Raw genomic sequence first — 19923 nt, 5'->3', positions numbered from 1 at the left:
CGTCGTGGAGATCATTCCGCCGCGCCTCAAAGAGCCGCTGTATCGCATCTACGAAATGCGATTGCGGCAGGGTTTGGCGGCTTCCAGATCGGCGCTGCCCCGGCATATCGCCGTGCTGTGCGACGGCAACCGGCGCTGGGCGCGCAGCGCCGGCTATGACGACGTCAGCTACGGCTACCGGGTAGGCGCGGCCAAGATCGCCGAGATGCTGCGCTGGTGCGCCGAAGCCGGCATCGAACTGGCCACCGTGTATCTGCTGTCCACCGAAAACCTGCAACGCGACCCCGACGAGTTGGCAGCGCTGATCGAAATCATCACCGATGTCGTCGAGGAAATCTGCGCACCGGCCAACCGGTGGAGTGTGCGCACGGTCGGCGACCTCGGGCTGATCGGGGAGGAACCCGCGCGGCGACTGCGTGACGCGGTGGAAGGCACCTCCTCTACCGCCAACGGTGGCTTCCACGTCAACGTCGCGGTCGGCTACGGCGGCCGCCGCGAGATCGTCGATGCGGTGCGTGCACTGTTGAGCAAGCAGCTGGCCAACGGCGCCACCGCCGAGGAACTGATCGAGGCGGTCACCGTGGAGGGGATCTCGGAGAACCTCTACACCTCCGGGCAGCCCGACCCCGATTTGGTCATTCGCACCTCGGGTGAGCAGCGGCTGTCGGGGTTTTTGCTGTGGCAGAGCGCCTACTCGGAGATGTGGTTCACCGAAGCGCACTGGCCGGCGTTCCGCCGGGTCGACTTCTTGCGCGCGCTGCGCGACTACAGCGCGCGTCACCGCCGCTACGGCGTGTGACGGGCGGCCCCCGGCTCAGGCTACAGCTTGCGCAGCCGCAGCCGGTTGATGGAGTGGTCGGCGTCTTTGCGCAGCACGAGGGTGGCCCGCGGGCGGGTGGGCAGGATGTTTTCGACGAGGTTGGGCCGGTTGATCGAACGCCAGATTCCGGTGGCAGCGGCGATTGCCTCCCGGTCGGACAGGCCGGCGTAGTGGTGGAAGTGCGACGCCGGATTGGCGAACGCTGTCGAGCGCATCGCCAGAAACCTTGACACATACCACTGTTCGATGTCCTCGATCCGGGCATCGACATACAGCGAGAAGTCGAACAGGTCCGAGACCATCAGCGTCGGCCCGGTCTGCAGCACATTGAGGCCTTCCAGGATCAAGATGTCGGGGTGGCGGACCACTTGCTTGGCGCCCGGCACGATGTCGTAGCGCAGGTGCGAATACACCGGCGCGCACGCGTAGGGCGAACCCGACTTCACCAAAGTAACGAACCGCAGCAGCGCCCGTCGGTCATAGCTTTCTGGGAAACCCTTGCGGTTCATGAGGTTTCGGCGTTCCAACTCGGCGTTGGGGTAGAGGAAACCGTCGGTGGTCACCAGGTCGACCCGGGGGTGGTGATCCCAGCGGGCCAGCAGCGCCTGCAGCAAGCGGGCGGTGGTCGACTTGCCGACTGCGACGCTGCCGGCCACCCCGATCACGAACGGGACCGGCCGGTCGGGGTGCTGCTGCGGCTCGCCGAGGAATTCGGCGGTGGCGGCGAACAGCCGTTGACGCGCGGCGACCTGCAGATGCAGCAGGCGGGCCAGCGGCAGGTACACCTCCTCGACTTCGCGCAGGTCGACCTGCTCGCCCAGGCCCCGCAGGGCCACCACTTCGGCTTCGGTCAGCGGCAGCGGGGTGGACATCCGCAGCGCGCGCCACTGACTTCGGTCGAACTCCACGTAGGGACTCGGCTCGCTCAGCCGTGACATGAGTGCCAGTCTTGCAGCCGCGACGATCCGGTCAGCGACGGGGACGGCCGGCGGCGGCGACTGGGCTGGCACGCCGCGGCGTCGCCGTGACGCCTCGACACGTGGCCTTCGCATCGCCGCGCGCGAGCGCTGCGGTGGCTGCCGTCATCGCCAGCGCTGCCACCGCCAGGACGGCCATCCCCGCGGGACCGGTGTTCAGCGTCTCGCCCAGGACGAGGATGCCCAGCACGGCTGCGACGACCGGCTGGCTGATCTCCAGGGTCGGCATCGACGCGGTCAGCGCCCCAGCGCGGAATGCCGACTGCTCCCAGGCGAACCCCCCCAGCGCCACCAGGATCCAGGCGTACAGCTGCGGCGAGCGAGTCGCCGCCATCGGACCGTCGTGGAGCTGGGTCACGACTTGCTTGGTGAGAACTGCGAAGACGCCCCACAACGAACCCGACACGAACGCGAACAGCACCGCGGCCACCGCCCCGCCGCGGATCCGGGCAGCGATCAGACAGCCGAGCAGCAGGGGCCCCAGCACCGCCACGACGGGTACCCAGGCCTGTAGGGATGGGCGTGAATGACCGGCCTGCGGGTTGCCGACGGTGACGATCACCGTCACCGCAGCGGTGAGCACGATGGCCCAGATCCACTCTCGGCGGGTCAAGGCGCGATTGGAGAGCCGGGCACTGATCGGCAACGCGAAAAGCAGCGAAAGCACCAGCAGCGCCTGGACCAGCAGCACCGAACCCTCATCCAGCGCGGCGGCCTGCAACCCGATGCTCGCGATCAGCAGCAGGGCGCCCCATCGCCATCGTCGATTAGCCACGAGCTTGGCGAACAGCTGGAGGTTGGTTCTGTCAGTGTCGGTGATCCGGTGCGCGGCGCGTTGCTGAAGGACGTCGCCAACCGCAACGCAGAGGGCGGCGCCCAGCGCCAGCAACGCCGCGATTCCCTCCTTAGCCATCAGCGTCCTCTCGTCGTGGATGTCATCCGCGGGGCACAGTCGTGCCGCCTACTCCACTGTTCCCCGTCGTGGCCGATACCACACCCGGCCGCCGGCCGGCTACCCGGCCGGATACCTTGACACCCGTGGCGGAGAACCCGGAAGCCGATGCGCTGATCCGCGAGTATCTGATGCTGGGCTTGCGTTTCGATCGGATCCAGGCCGGCTACGTGGACGCCTTCACCGGTGATCCGGCGCTGCCTCGCGCGGTAGCCAACGAGCCGGCGCCCCAACCGGCCGATCTCGTCCGTCAGGCCGAGCGGCTGATCGAGCAGCTCTCCGACGTACCGCGGTGCGGTGCCGATAGCGGATTCGATCAGGCTCGCGCCGAGTATCTGGCCGCTCACCTGCGGGCGCTGGCATGTGCCGGGCGCAAGTTCGCCGGTGCCCCGATCGGCTTCGTCGACGAGGTGCGCGACTACTTCGACGTCGAGATCGCCAAAGGCGACGTCGAGACCTACCGGCAGGCGCACACCCGGCTCGACGAGCTGCTCGACGGCAGCGGCCCGCTGGCCGAGCGGATGGCCGTTTACCGCGCGGCCGAGGAAATCCCCCCGCACCGGCTGGCCGACTGTATCGAGGCATTCTCCAGCGCACTGCGCGACCGGGTGCGCGCCGAGTACCCGCTGCCCGAGACCGAGACCGTGAACTATCAAGTGGTCAGCGACAAGCCGTGGTCGGGATTCAACTACTACCTGGGCAACTATCGCTCCACGGTGGCGGTCAACGCCGACGTCAAGCAGCAGATGTCACAACTGCCCCGGCTGGTCGCCCACGAGTCCTATCCGGGCCACCACACCGAGCATTGCCGCAAGGAGGCCGGGCTGGTCAGACGAGCGGGCCAGGCCGAACACACCATCTTTGTGGTCAATACGCCGCAGTGCCTGATCGCCGAGGGCCTGGCCGACCTGGCCCTATCCGTGGCGGTCGGGCCGGGCTGGGGCACCTGGGCGGCTGCCATCTACGCCGATCTGGGGCTGCGCTTCGACGGCGAGCGGGCCGAAGCGGTATCAGAAGCGTCCGCAGCACTGGCCGGCGTCCGTCAGGACGCGGCGCTGATGCTGCACGACGAGCACCGCGAGGCCGACACCGTGGCCGATTTCCTGCAGCGCTGGCTGCTGGTCAGCGACGCTCGCGCGCAGCAGATGCTGCAGTTTTTGTCCTCCCCGCTGTGGCGCGCCTACACCAGCACCTATGTCGAGGGTTACCGGCTGCTGCAGCGCTGGCTGGACGCTGGGCCGGCCGGGGAAAGCCGCACCGCGCGGTTCGGGCGCCTGCTCGACGAGCCGCTCCTGCCCTCGGCGCTGCGGGGCGACTAGGGTGAGATCCTGTGAGAGCTGACTCGACCGCCACCACATCGGCGGTTTCCCCTGGCGCCGAGTATGCCGACACTGCCAGCGCCGCCTACCGGGCCGCCGTGCAGGTCGTCGAATCCGTCGAACCTCGTATCGCCGCCGCGATGGTCAAAGAACTTGCTGACCAACGTGATTCGCTCAAGCTGATCGCCAGCGAGAATTACGCCTCCCCGGCGGTACTGCTGGCCATGGGCAATTGGCTGTCCGACAAGTATGCCGAGGGCACCATCGGGCACCGTTTCTACGCCGGTTGCCACAACGTCGACACCGTCGAAAGCGTGGCCGCCGAGCACGCCCGCGCGTTGTTCGGCGCACCCTATGCCTACGTCCAGCCGCACTCGGGTATCGACGCCAACCTCGTCGCCTATTGGGCCATCCTGGCCACCCGGGTCGAGACACCCGCATTGCTCGACGCCGGCGCCAAAGGGGTCAACGACCTCTCGGAAGCGGACTGGGAAGCGCTGCGACACCAGCTGGGAAACCAGCGGCTGCTGGGCATGTCATTAGATGCCGGGGGCCACCTCACCCATGGTTTTCGGCCCAATATCTCCGGCAAGATGTTCCACCAGCGCAGCTATGGCACCGACCCGCACACCGGGCTGCTGGACTATGCCGCGGTCGCCGCCTTAGCGCGGGAATTCAGGCCGCTGATCCTGGTCGCCGGGTACTCGGCGTACCCGCGGCGGATCAACTTTGCCACGATGCGCCAGATCGCCGACGAGGTCGGCGCGGTGCTGATGGTCGACATGGCGCACTTTGCCGGGTTGGTGGCGGGCAAGGTGCTGACCGGCGACGAGGACCCGGTGCCGCACGCGCATGTCACCACCACCACCACGCACAAGTCGCTGCGCGGACCGCGGGGCGGACTGATCCTGGCGCAGCCGGAGTACGCCGACGCCGTCGACAAGGGCTGCCCAATGGTGCTGGGCGGACCACTGGCCCACGTGATGGCCGCCAAGGCGGTCGCGCTGGCCGAGGCCCGCCAACCCGCATTCCAGTCCTATGCCCAGCGGGTCGCCGACAATGCTCAGGTGTTGGCCGAAGGATTCCTGCGGCGGGGCGCGCGGCTGGTCACCGGCGGCACCGACAACCACATCGTGCTGCTGGACGTCACGTCGTTCGGGCTGACCGGGCGCCAGGCCGAATCCGCGCTGCTGGACGCCGGAGTCGTCACCAACCGCAACGCCATCCCCGCCGACCCGAACGGGGCGTGGTACACCAGCGGCATCCGTTTGGGCACCCCGGCGCTGACCACCCGCGGATTCGGCGCCGCCGAGTTCGACCGGGTGGCCGACCTGGTGGTCGACGTGCTGGCCAACACCACCCCAGGTTCGGGGACCTCGGGCCCGTCCAAGGCCAGATACCGGCTGGCTGACGGCACCGCGCAGCGGGTGCACGCCGCCGCCGCCGAGCTGCTGGCCGCCAACCCGCTCTACCCGGGGCTGACGCTGTAGCGTGCATCGGCGGAACCGGCGGATCAGAAGAGACCCGCAAGCCCCGCGATGAAATCCATGTCGTCGGTGACCGCACTTTGAACGGCGGTGGTGACTCGCTGCGCTGTTTCATCGAGCACCTCGAGGAGTGCAAAGCCGGCTATCGACAACAGCCCCACTGTGCCGCCGATCGGATCGGTGACGTCGGTGAACGCCGCGCTGGTGTCGCCGGCGGCCAGTTGGCCCAGCCCCGCGATGACGAGGTTGCTGGTCACCTCGGGGAGCGCGGTGACCACCGCGGCGCCCACATCCACCGTCGGCATGAACGCATCCAGCGGTGCGGCGATCAGGGTGGCAAGCGCGTTGCTGTTGTCGGTGATCACGTTCTGCAGCGCGGGGATGACGTCGCCGGGATTCAGGTCAAGCGGTGTGACCGTGGGACCGGGGTCCGTCGAGAAGATGCCGGCCGGCGACATCGTGGTGAGATCGGCCACAAAGTCGTGGACGCCCTGCTGGGCCCCGCTGGCCAGGTTGTCGAGCACGGTGAGCGGGTTGACATCCGGGAAAAGTCCGGACGCCGGGGTGGAGACGTTGGGATATTCGCCGTAGCCGACGTTGTCCGGCCCGTAGCCCAGGTTGATCAGGACCCTCAGATCCGGTTGCAGGAGGTCGGCGATCGCGTTCCCCAACGGGTTGCCCCGCAGCGGGTCCAACAGCGGCAGATCCTTGGTGGGGATCAGGTAGTAGGTGGTGTCGCCGTCGTACCCGGGGGACGGCTGCCACACAAATGCCTGGTCGACCGAAGACTGGGAAAAATAACTGGCCACGTGGACGTAAAGGATGCCCAGCAGGGCATTGACGTCCGCCAGGAGATCGATCGGGTAGCGCGGAAAATCGGCAAACCCGTCGTATTCGCCGGTGTAGATGACGGTCGGGTAGGGGGTGTCCGCCGGGGTGGCGCCGTAGAATTCCACGCCCAGCGACGGCAGCGTGAGATTGCTGGGCAGGCCGGGGAAATCGAAGCGCTCCAGCATGCCGCCGTTGGGCAGGTCCGGGTCACCGGTCAGTACGAAGTTCAGCTGGTCCGGATTCGGCGGATGGGCACTCGACGCGAGGTGCTCCATCTCGAGGGTCTCGATCGTGGCACCCTGGGACTGGCCGTAGACCACGACGTGGTTCCCGTCGGCGAGTTGTCGGGTGAGAGCGTCGTCGAGGATGGTGACGCCCGCTTGCACCGACGTGTCGAAGAACCCGTTGTGCACGCCGCTCAGCGGGTACAGCTGTTGCGGCGCACCCAGGGACACCGCGGTTGCACCGGGGAAATTCGGCTGGATGTAGAAACTGTTGACGAAATCGAAGAGGGTTGGGGGAAGTGTCGGCGCGCCGCTGCCGCTCATGATCAAAGCCACGGTCGCCGGGTCCGCGGCGCCGGCGGCATCACCGGATGTGAGCGCCACCGTGCGCACCTCGACCCGGGGTGGCGGGGCAGTGACCGGCGGGGCGACGATGAGCCCGGCGCCGATCAGGACGACGCCGGCGATGGCGTACGGGCGAAGCACTGCGTGCCTGAGCTCCACTGGCGTAAGTTTAAAAATAGTTGCTTCCATATTAACAATAGTTCTGTAGAACCTGTGAGCGCCAGCGGGCCGGACCCTTCGGCCGGGCGGACGCGACACTGCCGGGTCGGCTTCCCGAAACACGTTAACTGCAGTTACAGTTACCTCATGGCACAGAAACCCGTAGCTAACGCACTGACCCTGGAACTCGAGCCGGTGGTGGAACAGAACATGGACCGCCACCTCAACACCGAGGAACTCTGGTTCGCGCACGACTACGTGCCGTTCGACCGCGGGGAGAACTTCGCCTTGCTGGGCGGGCGGGACTGGGACCCGTCGCAGATGACGCTGCCCCGGACTGTCACCGACGCGTGCGAGATCCTCCTGATCAGCAAGGACAACCTGGCCGGGCATCACCGTGAGCTGGTCGAGCACTTCATCCTCGAGGACTGGTGGGGCCGCTGGCTGGGCCGGTGGACCGCCGAGGAGCAGTTGCATGCCATCGCGCTGCGCAACTACCTCGTGGTAACCCGCGAAATCGATCCGAGCGCCAACGAGCAGGTCCGGGTCGAGCACGTCATGAAGGGCTATCGGGCCGACCACTACAGCCAGCTCGAAACGCTGGCCTACATGACGTTCTACGAAGGTGCCCACGCGGTGTTCTGCCGTAACCTGGCCGCGCAGATCGACGAGCCGGTCCTGGCCGGGCTCATCGGCCGGATCAGCAACGACGAACAACGCCACGAGCAGTTCTTCGCCAACCTCGTCGCGCACTGCCTTGGTTACCGCCGCGACGAGACGGTGGCTGCGATCGCTGCCCGTGCCGCCGAATTCGAGGTCATCGGCGCCGACATCGACGCCTATCGCGACAAGGTGCGTGCAGTCGCCGACGCCGGAATCTTCGGACCCGCGCTGCTGCGCCAGGTGATCTCCGACCGCATCACCGCCTGGGGCGCGGCCGAGGAGCCCGAGCTGCAACAATTCATCGCCTGAGGACAGCCGGCTCGCGGCCGCCGGGCGAGCCCGGCGCGTCTGCCGAGCGGGACGGCGCTGATGCGAGTAGCGTCGCTTCCGATGGCCAGCGACATGCTCTGCTGTCTAGACGGCACCTCTTGTCATGCCCACGACGGGACCGGCCCCGGTCCTGGTGTCGCCGCCCCGCCGAATCTCCCGTGCGGGGCCGCACGGCTCGCCTGCAGGAGCGCCTAAGTGACTGACACTCGCACGTATGTGCTCGACACCTCGGTGCTGTTGTCCGATCCGTGGGCTGCGACCCGGTTCGCCGAACACGACGTGGTGGTACCGCTGGTCGTGATCAGCGAACTGGAGGCCAAGCGCCATCACCACGAGCTCGGCTGGTTCGCTCGTCAGGCGCTGCGGTTCTTCGACGATCTGCGGTTAGAGCACGGACGGCTTGATCAGCCCGTCCCGGTCGGCACCCAAGGCGGAACGCTGCACGTCGAGCTCAATCACACCGACCCGGCAGTGCTGCCCGCGGGTTTCCGGTCCGACAGCAATGACTGCCGGATCCTCAGCTGCGCGGCTAACCTGGCCGCCGAGGGTAACCACGTCACCCTGGTCAGCAAAGACATGCCGTTGCGGGTCAAGGCCGCTGCGGTGGGTCTGGCCGCCGACGAGTACCACGCTCAGGATGTCGTCACTTCCGGATGGACCGGGATGGTCGAGGTCGAGGCCGCCGCCGAGGACATCGACGCGCTGTTCATCGACGGCGAAATCGACCTGGCCGCCGCCCGCGACCTGCCCTGCCACACCGGGATTCGGCTACTGGGTGGCAGCTCGCACGCGCTGGGGCGGATCACTGCGCACAAACGGGTGCAGCTGGTGCGCGGTGACCGCGAGGTGTTCGGGCTGCGCGGACGGTCCGCCGAGCAGCGGGTGGCGCTGGATATCCTCGTCGACGAGTCGGTAGGCATCGTGTCGCTGGGCGGCAAAGCCGGAACCGGCAAATCGGCGCTGGCTTTGTGCGCGGGGCTGGAGGCGGTGCTGGAGCGGCGGACCCACCGCAAGGTGATGGTGTTTCGCCCGCTCTATGCTGTCGGAGGGCAGGAACTGGGCTATCTGCCCGGCAGCGAGAGCGACAAGATGGGCCCCTGGGCGCAGGCGGTCTTCGACACGCTGGAAGGCCTGGCGAGCCCCGCCGTGCTCGACGAGGTGCTCTCCCGGGGCATGCTGGAGGTGCTGCCCCTGACCCACATCCGGGGCCGGTCGCTGCACGACGCATTCGTCATCGTCGACGAGGCGCAGTCACTGGAACGCAACGTCTTGCTGACCGTGCTGTCGCGGCTGGGCACCGGGTCGCGGGTGGTGCTGACCCACGACGTCGCGCAGCGCGACAATCTGCGGGTGGGCCGCCACGACGGCGTCGTCGCGGTGATCGAGAAACTCAAGGGCCATCCGCTGTTCGCCCACATCACGTTGCTGCGCAGCGAGCGGTCGCCGATCGCCGCGCTGGTCACCGAGATGTTGGAAGAGATCAGCCAGGGCCCGCTGCCTTAGCGCCGCGCCCGGCTACGCCGCGCTAGGCTGCCAGAGTGTTGCGTCCAACCGACAGTCGGCTGTGGCGGTACTGGCGTACGGTTCTCGGCGCCGCCGCGGCCGGTGCGGTGCTGGCGGTCGGCGTGCTTACCGGGCATGTCAAACGAGCCCATCCCGACAGCATCGCCGACACCGTGGACTGTGCGCGGGTCAAGTGCGTGGCCCTGACTTTCGACGACGGGCCCAGCCCGTTCACCGACCGGCTGCTGCGGATCCTGCAAGACAACCACGCCAAGGCCACCTTTTTCCTGATCGGCAACAAGGTGGCGGCTGATCCGGCAGCCGCCCGGCGCATCGCCGATGCCGGTATGGAGATCGGCAGCCACACTTGGGAACACCCCGATATGACGGCGATCCCGCCCGCCGACATCCCCGGCCAGCTGGCCAGGGCCAGTGCCGTGATCACCGCGGCCACCGGTCGCGCGCCCACGCTGTACCGACCCGCGGGCGGATTGTCCAACTCGGCGGTACGCGAAGCCGCCGCCCGGCTCGGACAAGCCGAAATCCTCTGGGACGTCATCCCGTACGACTGGATCAACGACTCCGACACCGCGGCAACCCGTCAGGTTCTGATGACGCAGATCAAGCCGGGGTCGGTGGTGTTGTTCCACGACACCTATTCCAGCACCGTCGACCTGGTCTACCAGTTCATCCCGGTGCTCAGGGCCAACGGCTATCACCTGGTGACCGTCAGCGAAATGCTGGGCCCCCGGCCGCCGGGCAGCAGCTACGGCGGCCGGGAGAACGGACCACCGGCCAACGACCTGCATGACATCCCACGCGGCGAGATCCCCACCCTGCCGAACACCCCGTCGCCCAGCCCGATGCCCAACTTCCCGATCACCGACATTCCGGGCGCCAACTCCGGGGGGCCGAACAACGGGGCCTGAGCCCGGCAGCACACGGCAGGACACTCGCCAACACGAGCTCAAAGCGTTGGTTAAGGTTCAGTGCATTCGTCGCACCGCGGATCCGCGGTGCTGCGCGGCCACCTCACCGGGGGCGGCCGATGAGAGCGAAGGTGGTCCAGTCATGACGACTCCTCCCTACGGTCCGTACGGTCAGGAGCCACCGGGCGCTGGTCCGTATGGGCCGGGCCCCTACTGGGGTGGGCAGCCCCAGGGCGGACCGCCGCCGGGCAGCCCCCCGTATGGCGGTCCCTATCCGCCGCCGCAGGGTTACCCCTACCCGGGGATGCCCTACGGAGCACAGCCCTATCCGGCACCCGGACAGCAGTTCGGCCCCGGCGGGCCGATGGGGCCCTACCCGCCGGGACCGCCCCTGAAGCCACCGGGGTCCAAAACGCCGTGGCTGATCGGCGCCGGCGTCGTGGTGGCGGTCATCGTGGTGGTGGCGGCCGCCTTGATGCTGGTCCGGAGCGGCCACAACGAGTCGTCCTCGGCCGGGCCGTCATCGACCCGGGCGGCGCCGCTGGGACCCTCGTCGCCACCCGGCGTTCCCCCGCCGTACGCCCAGAACGCAACCGGCTGCACCCCCAATGTCTCCGCCGGGACTCCGCCCGCCGGGGACACCGTGCGTGCGGGTCCGCTGTCCTTCCCGGCCAGCGCGGCACCGGGATGGACGCCGTTCGGCGACGACGAGACCCCCAACGGCATCGACGTGGTCGGTCTGGCGCGGGAGGTGCCCGGCGCCGAGAAGTGGGTCATGCAGGCCGAGGTGGGCATCACCAACTTCGTGGCGAGTATGGACGTCGCAACCCAGGCGTCGAAGTTGATGACGTGCATCGCCGGCGGCCCCGGCTACGAAACGTCGCAGCCGAGCCTTGGACCCACCAAGGAGTCGTCGACCACGGTCGACGGCACCGACGCCGCCCGGGTGGATGCCGATATCACCATCGCGGACCCGGCCCGGGGTGTGCCGGGCGATTCCGTGGTCATCATCGTGGTCAAAACCAAGCCGGTGACTTTCTTTTTCGGCGCCTCACCGATCGGTAATGCCGAGGATCGGGCAACCATCGACCAGGTCATCGCGTCGTTGAAGGTCAGCAAGCACTGACCCGGGCGCCGGTCAGTCCTGGCGGATCTTGGTCATCGCCAGCACGTCGAGGCGGCGGTCGAGTTCGGCTTCGGAAAGCTTGTCACCGATCAGGCCGCGGTCGATGACGGCTTGGCGGATGGTTTTTCGCTCTCTGAGCGCTTCCTTGGCCACCGCTGCGGCTTCTTCGTAACCGATCACCGCGTTCAGCGGCGTCACGATCGACGGCGACGACTCGGCCAGCTCGCGCAACCGCTCGACGTTGGCGGACAGTCCGGCGATGCAACGCTCGGCGAACAGCCGCGACACGTTGGCCAGCAGCCGAAACGACTCTAAGATGTTGCGCGCCATCATCGGGATGTAGACGTTGAGCTCGAAGGCGCCGCCCGCGCCGCCCCAGGCGATCGCGGCGTCGTTGCCGACGACCTGCGCGGCGACCTGGGTCACCGCTTCGGGCAGCACGGGATTCACCTTGCCGGGCATGATCGAGCTGCCCGGTTGCAGATCCGGCAGCTGGATCTCGGCCAGCCCGGTCAGCGGACCCGATCCCATCCAGCGAATGTCGTTGGCGATCTTGGTCAGCGACACCGCGATCGTGCGCAACGCGCCGGAAGCCTCGACCAGCCCGTCGCGGGCGGCCTGAGCCTCGAAAGAATTCTTCGCCGGGCGCAGGTCGGTGAGTCCGGTCCGCTCGACCAGCACCTCGACCACCCTGGGGCCGAAGCCGTCGGGAGCATTGAGCCCGGTGCCCACCGCGGTGCCGCCGATCGCCAACTCACCCAGCCGGGGAAGACACCCGCGCACCCTTTCGATGCCGGCCTCCACCTGGCGGGCGTATCCGGAGAACTCCTGGCCCAGTGTCACCGGAACGGCGTCCATCAGATGGGTGCGGCCGGATTTCACCACGGTGCGCCATTCGCGGGCTTTGGCGGCCAGCGCGTCCTGCAGCACCTGCAGTGCCGGAATAAGTTGGCGCACCGCGGCTTCGGTGGCAGCGATGTGGGTGGCGGTGGGAAAGGTGTCGTTGGACGACTGCGACATGTTGACGTCGTCGTTGGGGTGCACGACCACGCCGGCCGCTGCCGCAATCGACGCGATCACCTCGTTGGCGTTCATGTTGGAGCTGGTGCCCGAACCGGTCTGGAACACGTCGATGGGGAACTGGTCGTCGTGTTGGCCCTCGGCGATTTCGTTGGCGGCGGCGATGATCGCGCCGGCCTTGTCCGGCGCCAGCAGCCCGAGGTCGGAGTTGACTTGTGCGCACGCGGCTTTCAGCAGCCCCAGAGCCCGGATCTGAGCGCGTTCCAGTCCCCGCCCGGAGATCGGGAAGTTCTCCACCGCACGCTGGGTTTGCGCTCGCCACAACGCTGTGGCCGGCACTCGGACTTCTCCCATAGTGTCGTGTTCGATGCGGTATTGGGCGTCGGCGCCGCTCTCGGCCATGGGTAGGAGTCCTCGCTCGGGGTCGGTCAGGGCAGGGGGTATCGTGCGGTGGAATCGCCGGTGAAGTCGATCGCCGAATACTCGTTGATTTTCGACAGCCGGTGGTAGGCCTCGATCATCCGCACGGTGCCGGATTTCGATCGCATCACGATCGACTGGGTGGTGCAGCCCCCGGGGTAATAGCGCACCCCCTTGAGCAGATCACCGTCGGTGACGCCGGTGGCGCAGAAGAAGACGTTCTCGCCGGATACCAGATCCTCGGTGGTCAGCACCCGGTCGAGGTCGTAGCCGGCGTCGATGGCCTTGCGGCGTTCGGCGTCGTCCCTGGGGGCCAGCTGAGCCTGGATCGCGCCGCCCATGCAGCGAATCGCGGCGGCGGCGATGATCCCCTCCGGAGTTCCGCCGATGCCGGCCAGCATGTCGGTGCCCGAGTGCGGTCGGCAGGCCGAGATCGCGCCTGCCACGTCGCCGTCGGTGATCAGCCGGATTCGGGCCCCGGTGGCCCGCACGTCGTGAATGAGCTGGGCGTGTCGGGGCCGGTCCAAAATGCACACGGTCATGTCGCGCACCGACAGATTCTTGACCTTGGCGACCTCCCGGATGTTGTCGCCGATCGGCGCGGTGATGTCGAGCACGTCTGCGGCTTCGGGCCCGACCGCGATCTTGTTCATGTAGTAGACGGCCGACGGGTCGAACATCGCTCCGCGCTCGGCCACCGCGAGCACCGAGATGGCGTTGGTCATGCCCTTGCTCATCAGCGTGGTCCCGTCGATGGGGTCGACGGCGAAATCGCACTCCGGGCCGTCGCCGTTGCCGACGTGCTCGCCGTTGTAGAGCATCGGCGCGTGGTCTTTCTCGCCTTCGCCGATGACCACCACGCCGCGCATCGACACGGTGTTGACCAGCTCGCGGATGGCGTCGACGGCCGCCGCGTCGCCGCCCTCCTTGTCGCCGCGACCCACCCACCGGCCGGCCGCCATGGCGCCGGCCTCGGTGACCCGTACCAGTTCCAGGGCCAGGTTGCGGTCCGGGGCTTCACGACGGGAGGCGGCGCGATGGCTCATGCGGCGATTGTCCCAGAGCCGGGTAGGCGGTTCGGAGCTGGGATACTGGTGCCTGTGACCAGTCAGCCGCAGCCGAGCGCCAAACCGGCCAAGCCCCGGGTGCTGCAGGACGGCCGGGACCTGTTGTGGTCGCTGATGCCGCTGGTGGCGGCCTGCATCGCGCTGGCCGGACTGGCCGGGATGTGCGCGTTTGCACCGGGTGCGTCCAATCGGGGGCCGGTGCCGTCCTACGACGCCGCGGCCGCCTTGCGCGCCGACGCCCAGACGTTGGGATTTCCGGTCCGGCTGCCCCGACTGCCCGCGGGCTGGCAGCCCAACTCCGGTGGCCGCGGCGAGATCGCGGAGGGCCGCGTCGCGGCGTCGAGAGGTCAGCGGGTGCGGGCGGTCACCTCCACGGTCGGATACCTCACCCCGAGCGGCATGTACCTGAGCCTGACTCAAAGCAACGCCGACGAGCAGAAGCTGGTCGGCTCGATCCACCCGTCGATGTATCCCACCGGTACGGTCGACGTCGACGGCCACCGGTGGATCGTCTACGAGGGCAGCAACGTCGAGCCGGTGTGGACCGCCCGGCTGGACAGTCCGGCGGGTCCCGAGCAGGTCGCGATCACCGGCGCCGGAAGCACCGATGAGTTCCGCACGCTGGCCGCGGCCACCCAGTCGCAGCAGCCGCTGCCGGCCAGCCGGTAGGAGAATTGCCGAACGGGGCGATACACGTCGCGGCGTCGAGTGTGCGTTCTGTGTCAATCCCGGCTCCCGTCGGGTCGCGGATCGTTCCACTTGGCGCGGATCACGCCCCACGGGTCGGCGTAGCGGCCCGGGTAACGGTAGTAGGGGGAGCGCCGACGCAGCAGCGCCCGCACCGCCGGCGCGGCCAGCCGCGCCGGGAAACGCCGCCAGCCCATCCGGTCGGCGGTTTCGGCCAACAGCTGCGGCCACGAAACCCTTTGGAAGTCAAGAACTTCCTGTGCGCGTGTGGTGTCCATCCAGTCGGTGGCGAACCAGTCGTCGTCGCTATCCGGGTTGCCCCTGCGGCCCGGCGGTATCGCGCCGGCCAGGCCCATCGCCGCGGCGATGGCCCGCGCGATGTCGCCCTGGACGAGCCGGTGCGAGTGGTCGCCGCCGATCAGCAGCGTTTCGCCGACGGCGGGCGCCGTGCTGGCCGCGGCGAGCGCTCGGGCGACGTCGCGCACGTCGACGGTCTGGATGCGTCCATCGACAGGTAACGACGCCTCGAAGTACAGGGTGTCAGGGTCGACGTCGAACCGGGGTTCGGCGGTGAGCACTCCGCCCAGTCGCAGGATCACGAAGTCCAGGCCCGAGTTACGGATGAGTTGCTCGGCCTCCGCCTTGTGCGCGCCGTAGTTGTCCGATGGCCGCAGCGGCGTTTCGGCGGTGAGGACCTGTGCGGCGTGGTGCGGGTTGCGTGCACCGTAGACGGCGACGCTGGAGGCCTGGACGAATCGCGGCGGTGCCGGAAGTGCCGTGGCAGAGTCCAGCAGGAGACCGGTGGCGTCGACATTGACCCGGCGGGCCAGCGCCGGTCGCGCATAGCACATCGGCGGGATGAGCGCGGCCAGGTGAATGATCGCGGCAGGGGAGACTGCCGACAGCAGTGCGTCCACGGCCGTGGGGTCGGTCAGGTCGGCCCAGTGCACCTCGGTCGACGGTGGCAGCCGGGCCGCCGCCTTGCGGTTCGCCGGCACGTCGAGATCGGTGGCAACGACGGCCATGCCGCGGCGGCCGTCGTCGAGCAACTGTCGCACCGTGGCGGATCCGACCAGCCCGAAGGCCCCGGTCACCAGCACTGTCTCGGTCATGCGCGCGCCGGCGTGTGCCGCGTCAACCATCGTCGGCCTCGCCGGCGGCCAGCGCATCGGCTATTCTCTGGCGGGCGCCGGCCAGGTATTCTTCGCAGCGCTTGGCCAACTTCTCGCCTCTTTCCCACAGTTCCAGCGACGCATCGAGATCGAGCCCCCCCTGCTCCAGAAGCCGCACGACCTCGATCAGTTCGTCGCGGCACTCCTCATACCCGAGTTGGTTGATGGGCCTGGCTTGGTCACCAGGTGTGTCACTGCCCATCGGTGGGTCCTTCACTGACCGCGGCGATGGCGCCGTCGCTGACCCGGATCCGCAGCCTGGTCCCGGCCGGCGCGTCCCGCACCGAGCGCAGCAACGTCACCGGCCGGACGGGCGGTCCGGACGCCGGAACCATCTGCACCACCGCGTAGCCGCGGGCCAGCGTGGCCGCCGGTCCCAGCGTGGCCAGCCGAGCCCTCAGATGGCCGACACGATCGGTCTCCGCAGCGAGTAGCCGAGTGACATCGCGGCGAAGCGCCAACCGGGCGCGCTGGATCTCGTCGGCACGTTCCCGCAATGCGGCCAGCGGCTGGGCCAGCACCGGCCGGCTGCGCAGCTGGGCCAGCGCCCGCTCCTCGCGGGCCACCCAGTTGCGCAGCGCCTGGGCGCTGCGCCGGCGCAGGTCGGCGATCAGCTGCTGCTCGGCCCCGGTGTCCGGCACGATTTTCTTCGCCGCATCGGTGGGGGTCGCGGCGCGCAGATCGGCGACCAGGTCGCACAGCGGGTGGTCGGGTTCGTGCCCGACAGCGCTGACCACCGGGGTGCGGCAGGCCGCGATCGCCCGGCACAGCGTCTCGTCGGAGAACGGCAGCAGGTCTTCCACACTGCCGCCGCCGCGCGCCAGCACGATCACCTCCACGGCCGGGTCGTCGTCGAGTTCGCGCAATGCCGCAACGATCTGGGGCACCGCGTTCGGCCCCTGCACCGCGGTGTTGCGGATGGCGAAGCGCACCGCGGGCCAGCGGGCGGCGGCCATCGTCGTCACGTCGCGTTCGGCTGCGCTGCCCCGGCCGGTGATCAGGCCGACCGCACCCGGCAGAAACGGGATCGGCCGCTTGAGCCGCGGGTCGAACAGCCCCTCGGCGTCCAGCAGCCGGCGCAGCCGTTCGATGCGTGCCAACAGCTCGCCCACGCCGACCGCGCGAATCTCGCTCAGCCGCAAGGAAAAAGTGCCTCGTCCGGTGTAGAAGGTGGGTTTACCGCAAACCACCACCAAAACACCCTCACTCAGTTTGACCGGCGCGGTCAGCACGACGTCGTGTGGGCATGTGACCGGCAGCGACATGTCGGCGGCCGGATCGCGCAGCACCATGAAAACGGTCTTGGAGTCCGGCCTGATCTTGATCTGGGTGAGTTGGCCTTCCACCCACACCGTACCGAGCTTGTCGATCCAGCCGGCCACCCGGACGGCCACCGCGCGCACCGGGAACGGGTTCTCGGCCGAGTTCTGTTGCGCTGCGGCAGTCACTTGGCGGTCGCGCGGGTGATCCTGTTGGCCAGCAGCGTCTGAAACGGTGCCCGCGCTCTGGTGGCTTCCTCGTAGGCCAGCAAGGCCTCGAGCTCGGCGACATCGAGAGTGTTCAGCCGGGCCCGCAGCTGTGCCAGCGTCAACGTCTCGTAGTCGAGTTCCTCGGCCACCGGCGGGACCGGCACCGCGGAGTTGGTCGCGGGCTTCTTGGCGTGATCTGTGGGCATGTGATCTGTGGAAAGTCGTGCGGTCGGCGCATCCAGCGTTCCGCTCGCCGGTTCGTGGGGCGGCGAGTACAGCGCGAACCGGCCTTCGGTACGGGGCGCGGGCGCCGATGCCAGTGCGTCGTCGAGGTCTTCGTCGAACGTCGCCCAGTTCGGTTTCTCGTCGCGAGGCGGGAACAACGTCTCCAGGGTGGCGTCACCTTTGATCACCAACTCGGCCATGTTCTGCTGAAAGCGCATCACGGCCTGCGCGGCCTGGCTGACCAGTGTCATCGGATACATCAGGATGGTCTTCGGCAGCTTCATCGTTTCCTCGACGGCGACGGTCGCCGCCCCCACCAGCAGCCGAACCCCATACGGTGCAGTAGCCATGGTCCAAGACTGCCCTAAGCAGCGGTCAACTCCAAGCCGCAGCCCGTTGTGCGCGGAAAGTACCCTGGAAACCATGCCGCCGACCGTCGACACAGGAATCCCGGGCGTGCCCGGTAAGCGGGTGCTGCTGGCCGAGCCCCGCGGCTATTGCGCCGGCGTCGACCGCGCTGTCGAGACCGTCGAACGTGCGCTGGCCAAGCACGGCCCGCCGGTCTATGTCCGACACGAAATCGTGCACAACCGGCATGTGGTGCAGACGCTGGCCAAGGCGGGGGCGGTGTTCGTCGACGAGACCGACGAGGTTCCCGAGGGTGCCTTCGTGGTGTTCTCCGCGCACGGGGTGGCGCCGAGCGTGCACGCATCGGCGGCCGAGCGGAATTTGCAGGTCATCGATGCCACCTGCCCGTTGGTCACCAAGGTGCACAACGAAGCCAAGCGCTTCGCCCGGGCAGACTATGACATCTTGCTCATCGGCCATCAGGGGCACGAGGAAGTAGTCGGCACCGCCGGTGAGGCGCCCGACCACGTTCAGCTCGTCGACGGGCCCGACGCCGTCGAGCAGGTCACGGTTCGCGACGAGAACAAGGTCATCTGGTTGTCGCAGACCACGTTGAGCGTCGACGAGACGATGCAGACCGTGCAGCGGCTGCGTGAGCGCTTCCCGAAACTGCAAGATCCCCCCAGCGACGACATCTGCTACGCGACCCAGAATCGCCAGGTCGCGGTCAAGGCGATGGCGCCCGAGTGTGAGCTGGTGATCGTCGTCGGCTCGGCCAACTCGTCGAACTCGGTGCGGTTGGTCGAGGTGGCACTGGTCGCCGGGGCGGGCGCCGCGCACTTGGTGGACCACGCCGACGAGATCGACCCGGGATGGCTCGATGGTGTCACGACCGTCGGCGTGACCTCGGGAGCGTCGGTCCCCGAAATACTGGTCCGCGGCGTGCTGGGGTGGCTGGCCGAGCACGGCTTCGACGTGGTGCAGCCGGTCACGACAGCCAACGAGACTCTGGTTTTCGCGTTGCCGCGCGAGATTCGTCCGGCTCGGTTGAGGTGAGCTCCTCGTAGTGGTCCATGCGCCTACATCCGGCACCGATCACCGATGAGGAAGCCGAGTTACGGGCCTGGCTGAGCAGGTTTTCCACCGACCGGCCGCGTTGCAGATGGCGACGGGCCGCCACGATGGCTCACAGAGCCGGTTGGAAAGCCAACAACAAGCGCATCCGCCCACTATGGCGCGAGGAACGCCTGCGGGTTGTGCAGCGCCGCAAGAAGAAGCGGTTGACCGCTATCGGTGTCGCGGTCGGCGAGCCGAAAACGATCTGGGCGATGGACTTTCAGTTCGATCGACTCGACACCGACGCCGAATCGGCCATCGCCTGCTCATCTCCGTTCGTACTACCGCGATTCTCGTCTTCCACATGGAAAAGCGTGACCTCGTTGCACAATTCCCGGCGTATCCCACGGTCCAGATACAGTTGGTCGGTGAAAAACTCGCCGCCTCAGGTTCAGAGTGTGCGGGTTCGACAGCTCGCCATGCGACGATTCTTTGGTGCGCTCTGGCCAATCGTGCAGACCTCGTTCGCGGCCGGCCTCGCTTGGTATCTCACCCGCGACGTGCTCGGCCAGGCCGCGCCGTTCTTCGCCCCGATCGCCGCCGCGGTCTGCCTGTGGGCGACCAATGTGGTTGGGGCGCAGCTCGCTGTCGACCTGATGATCGGCGTTGCGCTGGGGATCGGGTTGGGCACCGCTGTGTCAGCCCTACTGGGCACCGGGCCGATCGCCATGGCCGCGGTCGTGCTGTTTTCGCTTTGTACAGTGGTGGTGTTTGGGCGGAGTTTCATGCCGCAA

General features: G+C 68.1%; 19 protein-coding genes and 1 pseudogene. 11 read left to right on the top strand and 9 right to left on the bottom strand.

The window, feature by feature from the left end:
- Nucleotides 1-4: 4 nt before the first annotated feature.
- On the top strand, nucleotides 5-799 hold the full coding sequence (locus tag F6Q13_RS07455) for a (2Z,6E)-farnesyl diphosphate synthase (protein WP_293054627.1): 795 nt from the start codon (nucleotides 5-7) through the stop codon (nucleotides 797-799).
- A gap of 20 nt (nucleotides 800-819) precedes the next feature.
- Here the strand turns inward: F6Q13_RS07455 and coaA are convergent, their stop codons facing one another.
- A complete protein-coding gene (gene coaA, locus F6Q13_RS07450) occupies nucleotides 820-1758 on the bottom strand; it encodes a type I pantothenate kinase (protein WP_293054625.1) in 939 nt (312 codons plus the stop codon).
- A gap of 31 nt (nucleotides 1759-1789) precedes the next feature.
- Nucleotides 1790-2710 carry a DMT family transporter gene (locus F6Q13_RS07445; protein WP_293054623.1) on the bottom strand — a complete coding sequence of 307 codons (921 nt, stop codon included), beginning with the start codon at nucleotides 2708-2710 and terminating at the stop codon, nucleotides 1790-1792.
- A 170-nt stretch (nucleotides 2711-2880) separates the two neighbouring features.
- Between F6Q13_RS07445 and F6Q13_RS07440 the strand changes: the two genes are divergently transcribed.
- Together F6Q13_RS07440 and F6Q13_RS07435 are read left to right on the top strand one after the other, a co-directional pair.
- Complete coding sequence (locus tag F6Q13_RS07440; RefSeq protein WP_293054679.1) at nucleotides 2881-4068, top strand: DUF885 domain-containing protein; 1188 nt, start codon at nucleotides 2881-2883, stop codon at nucleotides 4066-4068.
- Nucleotides 4069-4079: 11 nt separating this feature from the next.
- Entirely contained in the window at nucleotides 4080-5558 is a 1479-nt protein-coding gene (locus F6Q13_RS07435; RefSeq protein ID WP_293054621.1) for a glycine hydroxymethyltransferase, read from the top strand.
- Between the two features lie 23 nt (nucleotides 5559-5581).
- On the opposite strand, the gene F6Q13_RS07430 is transcribed toward F6Q13_RS07435, so the two are convergent.
- Entirely contained in the window at nucleotides 5582-7114 is a 1533-nt protein-coding gene (locus F6Q13_RS07430; protein WP_293054619.1) for a PE-PPE domain-containing protein, read from the bottom strand.
- Between the two features lie 147 nt (nucleotides 7115-7261).
- On the opposite strand from F6Q13_RS07430, the gene F6Q13_RS07425 reads away from it, so the two are divergent.
- The 4 genes from F6Q13_RS07425 to F6Q13_RS07410 all read left to right on the top strand — a co-directional run bounded on the left by F6Q13_RS07425 (nucleotide 7262) and on the right by F6Q13_RS07410 (nucleotide 11665).
- Nucleotides 7262-8086 (top strand): acyl-ACP desaturase, encoded by an 825-nt coding sequence (locus tag F6Q13_RS07425; RefSeq protein ID WP_293054617.1) that lies wholly within the window; start codon nucleotides 7262-7264, stop codon nucleotides 8084-8086.
- A gap of 216 nt (nucleotides 8087-8302) precedes the next feature.
- Complete coding sequence (locus tag F6Q13_RS07420) at nucleotides 8303-9610, top strand: PhoH family protein (protein ID WP_293054615.1); 1308 nt, start codon at nucleotides 8303-8305, stop codon at nucleotides 9608-9610.
- 35 nt (nucleotides 9611-9645) lie between these two features.
- The gene (locus tag F6Q13_RS07415; RefSeq protein WP_293054613.1) at nucleotides 9646-10539 is read left to right on the top strand and encodes a polysaccharide deacetylase family protein; all 894 of its coding nucleotides are present in this window, start codon (nucleotides 9646-9648) and stop codon (nucleotides 10537-10539) included.
- Between the two features lie 142 nt (nucleotides 10540-10681).
- Nucleotides 10682-11665 (top strand): hypothetical protein, encoded by a 984-nt coding sequence (locus F6Q13_RS07410; protein WP_293054612.1) that lies wholly within the window; start codon nucleotides 10682-10684, stop codon nucleotides 11663-11665.
- Nucleotides 11666-11677: 12 nt separating this feature from the next.
- On the opposite strand, the gene F6Q13_RS07405 is transcribed toward F6Q13_RS07410, so the two are convergent.
- Both F6Q13_RS07405 and glpX read right to left on the bottom strand, forming a co-directional pair.
- Complete coding sequence (locus tag F6Q13_RS07405) at nucleotides 11678-13087, bottom strand: class II fumarate hydratase (RefSeq protein ID WP_293054610.1); 1410 nt, start codon at nucleotides 13085-13087, stop codon at nucleotides 11678-11680.
- A 26-nt stretch (nucleotides 13088-13113) separates the two neighbouring features.
- Nucleotides 13114-14151 carry a class II fructose-bisphosphatase gene (gene glpX / locus F6Q13_RS07400; RefSeq protein WP_293054608.1) on the bottom strand — a complete coding sequence of 346 codons (1038 nt, stop codon included), beginning with the start codon at nucleotides 14149-14151 and terminating at the stop codon, nucleotides 13114-13116.
- 54 nt (nucleotides 14152-14205) lie between these two features.
- On the opposite strand from glpX, the gene F6Q13_RS07395 reads away from it, so the two are divergent.
- The gene (locus F6Q13_RS07395; RefSeq protein ID WP_293054606.1) at nucleotides 14206-14841 is read left to right on the top strand and encodes a DUF4245 domain-containing protein; all 636 of its coding nucleotides are present in this window, start codon (nucleotides 14206-14208) and stop codon (nucleotides 14839-14841) included.
- A 53-nt stretch (nucleotides 14842-14894) separates the two neighbouring features.
- On the opposite strand, the gene F6Q13_RS07390 is transcribed toward F6Q13_RS07395, so the two are convergent.
- From F6Q13_RS07390 to F6Q13_RS07375, 4 genes are read right to left on the bottom strand one after another with little or no spacing between them, the layout of a single operon-like run.
- Entirely contained in the window at nucleotides 14895-15971 is a 1077-nt protein-coding gene (locus F6Q13_RS07390; RefSeq protein ID WP_293054604.1) for an NAD(P)-dependent oxidoreductase, read from the bottom strand.
- Nucleotides 15972-15993: 22 nt separating this feature from the next.
- On the bottom strand, nucleotides 15994-16233 hold the full coding sequence (locus tag F6Q13_RS07385) for an exodeoxyribonuclease VII small subunit (RefSeq protein ID WP_293054602.1): 240 nt from the start codon (nucleotides 16231-16233) through the stop codon (nucleotides 15994-15996).
- The gene (gene xseA, locus F6Q13_RS07380; RefSeq protein ID WP_293054600.1) at nucleotides 16223-17479 is read right to left on the bottom strand and encodes an exodeoxyribonuclease VII large subunit; all 1257 of its coding nucleotides are present in this window, start codon (nucleotides 17477-17479) and stop codon (nucleotides 16223-16225) included. The genes F6Q13_RS07385 and xseA overlap by 11 nt, the downstream gene beginning before the upstream one ends.
- The gene (locus tag F6Q13_RS07375; protein ID WP_293054598.1) at nucleotides 17476-18075 is read right to left on the bottom strand and encodes a lipid droplet-associated protein; all 600 of its coding nucleotides are present in this window, start codon (nucleotides 18073-18075) and stop codon (nucleotides 17476-17478) included. The genes xseA and F6Q13_RS07375 overlap by 4 nt, the downstream gene beginning before the upstream one ends.
- A gap of 73 nt (nucleotides 18076-18148) precedes the next feature.
- Here F6Q13_RS07375 and F6Q13_RS07370 point away from each other — a divergent pair, with 73 nt between their 5' ends.
- The 3 genes and pseudogenes from F6Q13_RS07370 to F6Q13_RS07360 all read left to right on the top strand — a co-directional run.
- Nucleotides 18149-19129: a 4-hydroxy-3-methylbut-2-enyl diphosphate reductase gene (locus F6Q13_RS07370; protein ID WP_293054596.1), complete on the top strand. Its 981-nt coding sequence runs from the start codon at nucleotides 18149-18151 to the stop codon at nucleotides 19127-19129.
- A 14-nt stretch (nucleotides 19130-19143) separates the two neighbouring features.
- A pseudogene (locus tag F6Q13_RS07365) lies at nucleotides 19144-19419 on the top strand (IS3 family transposase); the annotation flags it as partial.
- Nucleotides 19402-19923 (top strand): aromatic acid exporter family protein (locus F6Q13_RS07360; RefSeq protein WP_293054677.1); only part of this gene is annotated, 522 nt, incomplete at its 3' end. The pseudogene F6Q13_RS07365 and the gene F6Q13_RS07360, both read left to right, overlap by 18 nt.

Source organism: Mycobacterium sp., from assembly GCF_008709575.1.
In the GTDB taxonomy this organism is placed as follows: domain Bacteria; phylum Actinomycetota; class Actinomycetes; order Mycobacteriales; family Mycobacteriaceae; genus Mycobacterium.
Note: the sequence above shows the minus strand (reverse complement) of the source record. Positions and strands in the feature narration are given on the sequence as shown.